This window comes from Iamia sp. (assembly GCF_035575815.1).
In the GTDB taxonomy this organism is placed as follows: domain Bacteria; phylum Actinomycetota; class Acidimicrobiia; order Acidimicrobiales; family Iamiaceae; genus Iamia.
This window is the reverse complement of sequence record NZ_DATLXO010000072.1, coordinates 1-2767: the sequence shown is the minus strand read 5'-3', so window position 1 is coordinate 2767 and position 2767 is coordinate 1. Positions and strand designations below refer to the sequence as shown.

The window sequence follows — 2767 nt, the reverse complement described above, 5'->3', positions numbered from 1 at the left end:
CCGGCTTCGACATCTACCGCCAGGCCAAGCACATCCACACCAACCCGTCGACCGGGCGTGACGGCTACATGCACTTCGCCGCGCTGAGCGCCAACATCTAGGCCCGTGGAGGTCACCGCCAGCGCCCGGGCCGCCGAGGTCATCACCGAGATGGCCGCCCTGCGGTCCGGGACGCTGACGGTCACCATCGGCACCGGCTGCTGTGAGTCCACCGCCCCGTTCCTCTACGAGGACATTTCACATACGCGCGATCGGGGTGCATCCGTTCGACCAGGGCCCTTCCGCGCCGCGTCGTGGCCCGGCCCCACGAGTCGACCACGAACGCGCTGGTCGAAGAGGTGCTGCGCTCCTCCCCGCACGTTCGTCGGTGGTGGGACGGCCACGAGGGGGCTCCCATCGCCAGTGGCGTCAAGGCGCTGCGCCACCCGACCCTCGGCGTGTTCCGGCTCCGCCACGCCGTGCTCCACGTCGGCGGTCAGCCCGATCAGCACTTCGTCGCCTTCGCCCACGACACCCCCGAGGGCACGTCCCGCTTCGAGGCCTTGGCTGCCCTGGCCCCGCCGTCCGACCTCGCATCCTGAGCGCAGAGGACCCGGCAACAGGTGACTTCACTCACGAGCTCGTTCACCGGGGCCTCGGATCGCTCGTCGGCTGGCGCCTCCTCGCCCTGTTCCTTCTTGTGAGAGCGCACACCAGCATCCCCGGTGAACTCACGGGGATCGGCCGACCGGCGCGCGCTCTCAGCGGTGTCGGTCCACCAGGGCCGCGAATCGGATCATCTCGTCGGCGGTGTCGGCCTGGAGCCAGCGGCGTAGGACAGGGACTGCGATCCAGCGCCAGGGCCGCTTGAACCGGAACGCCTCCCGGTGGGTGACCACGGTGCCGTGGTCGGTGGCCTCGCAGTCGAAGGTCCCGTCGAAGTCGAGGAACCATCGTGCTGCTCCCGCGGTCGGGGACCCGATGGCGAGGCGTGATCCGGTGACGGTGAAGGGGTAGGTGCCGGCCGGCCCCGGAATGCCGCGCAGCCGTCCGGAGAACTGGACGGTCCCCGTGTCGCCGTTGCGGTCGATGTCGCCTACCCGGCCGATCTTGTGGTCGGCCTGGCGATAGCGCTCGAGGTCGAGCACGAACTCGAAGACCTCACTGGGCGAGCTGTGCACCGTGGCCTGGCCCTCGCCGATGATCGTCACCGCATCCATGAGCGTCCTATCCGTCGGCGCGGTGCAGCGCGATGGCCGCGGCGCCGTCGACGACGGTCAGGACGGCCATGGCCACTGCTCCCTGCCGGGCCCGGGAGTGTCCATCGGGGGCTCGGGCCTCCCGGGAGTAGGCGACGCCGATCACGATGTTGAGCGCAGCGCGGGCGGCCATGGGGATGGTGCGTCGACGACCGCGCCTCAACAGGCTCGGGGCCAGGGCGAGGTCGGCGAGGCCGAGGCGTCGGGCCAGCGCGGGCTGATCGCCCAGACCGACGAGTTGGGCGGTGCGGCTGGGCGAGAGGGTGAGGGCGAGGCCCATGGCCAAGGTCACGGCGCCCGCGGCGTCGACGACTCGGGTCACGCGTGCGGTCATGGTGAGAGAGTACTCTCTCACCATGACCGCGTCGACCCATGATCGTCTGGTCGAAGAGGGGATGAGGCTGTTCGCCGCCCAGGGCTACCGGGCGACCACGGTGGCCGACATCCAGCATGCCTGCGGGCTCGCCGCAGGCTCTGGGGCCCTGTACAAGCACTTCACGTCCAAGCAGGACCTGCTCGAACAGGGGATGCGACGGTTCCTCGCGGATCTCGAGGCCTCAGGGAGGCGGGTCCTTGACACCCTTCCCTCCGAACCTCGGGCGGCCCTCGGCGCCATCTGCGATGGCGTCTGGTCGACCATGGCCGGCCAGTCCGCCGCCAACCGGATCATCCTGCGCGATCTCGAACAGTTCCCCGAGCTGCTCGACGAGGTCTGGACGAGGCTGGTCGGCGCGGTCTACGCCGAGCTCACCGACTGGCTCCGCGCCCAACGCGACCACGGCAACCTCGAGGTGGTTGACCCTCAGGCCACCGCAGCCGTGCTCCTGTCCTCACTGACCTACCACCGCCTCCTCGGCGATCTCATCGGGCGAGCCCCCGGAGACGTCGAACCCGAGACCTTCGCCAACGCGTGGATCGACCACGCCGTCGCGACCCTCGGCCTCGCCCGACCTGTCGGGCACGAATGAGATCCGCGCGCCGCAGCTGTTCCTCCTCTCCGAGAAGCCCGCGGGATCACCGGCACCGTCCTGCCATGCGAGGGTGGTGCCGCCTCGGCCTGACCACAGCCGCCCCACGCCCCCGGACGTGAGGTCGAGCCACGGCGCTCGTCGTCGATGCGACGGCGGGCTGACCGCACTACGGTTCCTGACCGCAGAGTCAAGACATCACGAGCCGAGACACGACGACCCGAACACGACGATCAAGGGGACCCGGCAATGGCCGACCACCAGTTGTTCATCGACGGCGAGTACCGCGACGCCCTGTCGGGCGAGACCGGCGTGCAGACCACCAACATGGAGCGGGCCAGGGCCATCGCCGCCCGCCTGAAGACCGGCACGGTGTGGATCAACGACTACCACATGATCAGCCCGGAGCGTCCCTTCGGTGGCTACAAGCAATCGGGCATCGGCCGGGAGCTCGGCACCGCCGGCTTCGACATCTACCGCCAGGCCAAGCACATCCACACCAACCCGTCGACCGGGCGTGACGGCTACATGCACTTCGCCGCGCTGAGCGCCAACATCTAG

General features: G+C 69.7%; 5 protein-coding genes. 3 read left to right on the top strand and 2 right to left on the bottom strand.

Annotated elements, in window-relative coordinates:
- The first annotated feature begins 260 nt into the window (after positions 1-260).
- The gene (locus VNL12_RS07650) at positions 261-581 is read left to right on the top strand and encodes a hypothetical protein (protein WP_325593180.1); all 321 of its coding nucleotides are present in this window, start codon (positions 261-263) and stop codon (positions 579-581) included.
- Positions 582-740: 159 nt separating this feature from the next.
- Here the strand turns inward: VNL12_RS07650 and VNL12_RS07645 are convergent, their stop codons facing one another.
- Together VNL12_RS07645 and VNL12_RS07640 are read right to left on the bottom strand one after the other, a co-directional pair.
- On the bottom strand, positions 741-1199 hold the full coding sequence (locus VNL12_RS07645; RefSeq protein ID WP_325593176.1) for an SRPBCC family protein: 459 nt from the start codon (positions 1197-1199) through the stop codon (positions 741-743).
- A 7-nt stretch (positions 1200-1206) separates the two neighbouring features.
- Positions 1207-1572 (bottom strand): hypothetical protein, encoded by a 366-nt coding sequence (locus tag VNL12_RS07640; RefSeq protein ID WP_325593173.1) that lies wholly within the window; start codon positions 1570-1572, stop codon positions 1207-1209.
- A 22-nt stretch (positions 1573-1594) separates the two neighbouring features.
- On the opposite strand from VNL12_RS07640, the gene VNL12_RS07635 reads away from it, so the two are divergent.
- Both VNL12_RS07635 and VNL12_RS07630 read left to right on the top strand, forming a co-directional pair.
- Positions 1595-2206, top strand: a complete 612-nt coding sequence (locus tag VNL12_RS07635; RefSeq protein WP_325593171.1) for a TetR/AcrR family transcriptional regulator — start codon at positions 1595-1597, stop codon at positions 2204-2206.
- A 249-nt stretch (positions 2207-2455) separates the two neighbouring features.
- Positions 2456-2767, top strand: a complete 312-nt coding sequence (locus tag VNL12_RS07630; protein ID WP_325593169.1) for an aldehyde dehydrogenase family protein — start codon at positions 2456-2458, stop codon at positions 2765-2767.

Bases quoted from the DNA above. Each gene is read 5' to 3' on its own strand.
- VNL12_RS07645 (WP_325593176.1), bottom strand. From the start codon at position 1,199: ATGGATGCGGTGACGATCATCGGCGAGGGCCAGGCCACGGTGCACAGC.
- VNL12_RS07640 (WP_325593173.1), bottom strand. From the start codon at position 1,572: ATGACCGCACGCGTGACCCGAGTCGTCGACGCCGCGGGCGCCGTGACC.
- VNL12_RS07635 (WP_325593171.1), top strand. From the start codon at position 1,595: ATGACCGCGTCGACCCATGATCGTCTGGTCGAAGAGGGGATGAGGCTG.
- VNL12_RS07630 (WP_325593169.1), top strand. From the start codon at position 2,456: ATGGCCGACCACCAGTTGTTCATCGACGGCGAGTACCGCGACGCCCTG.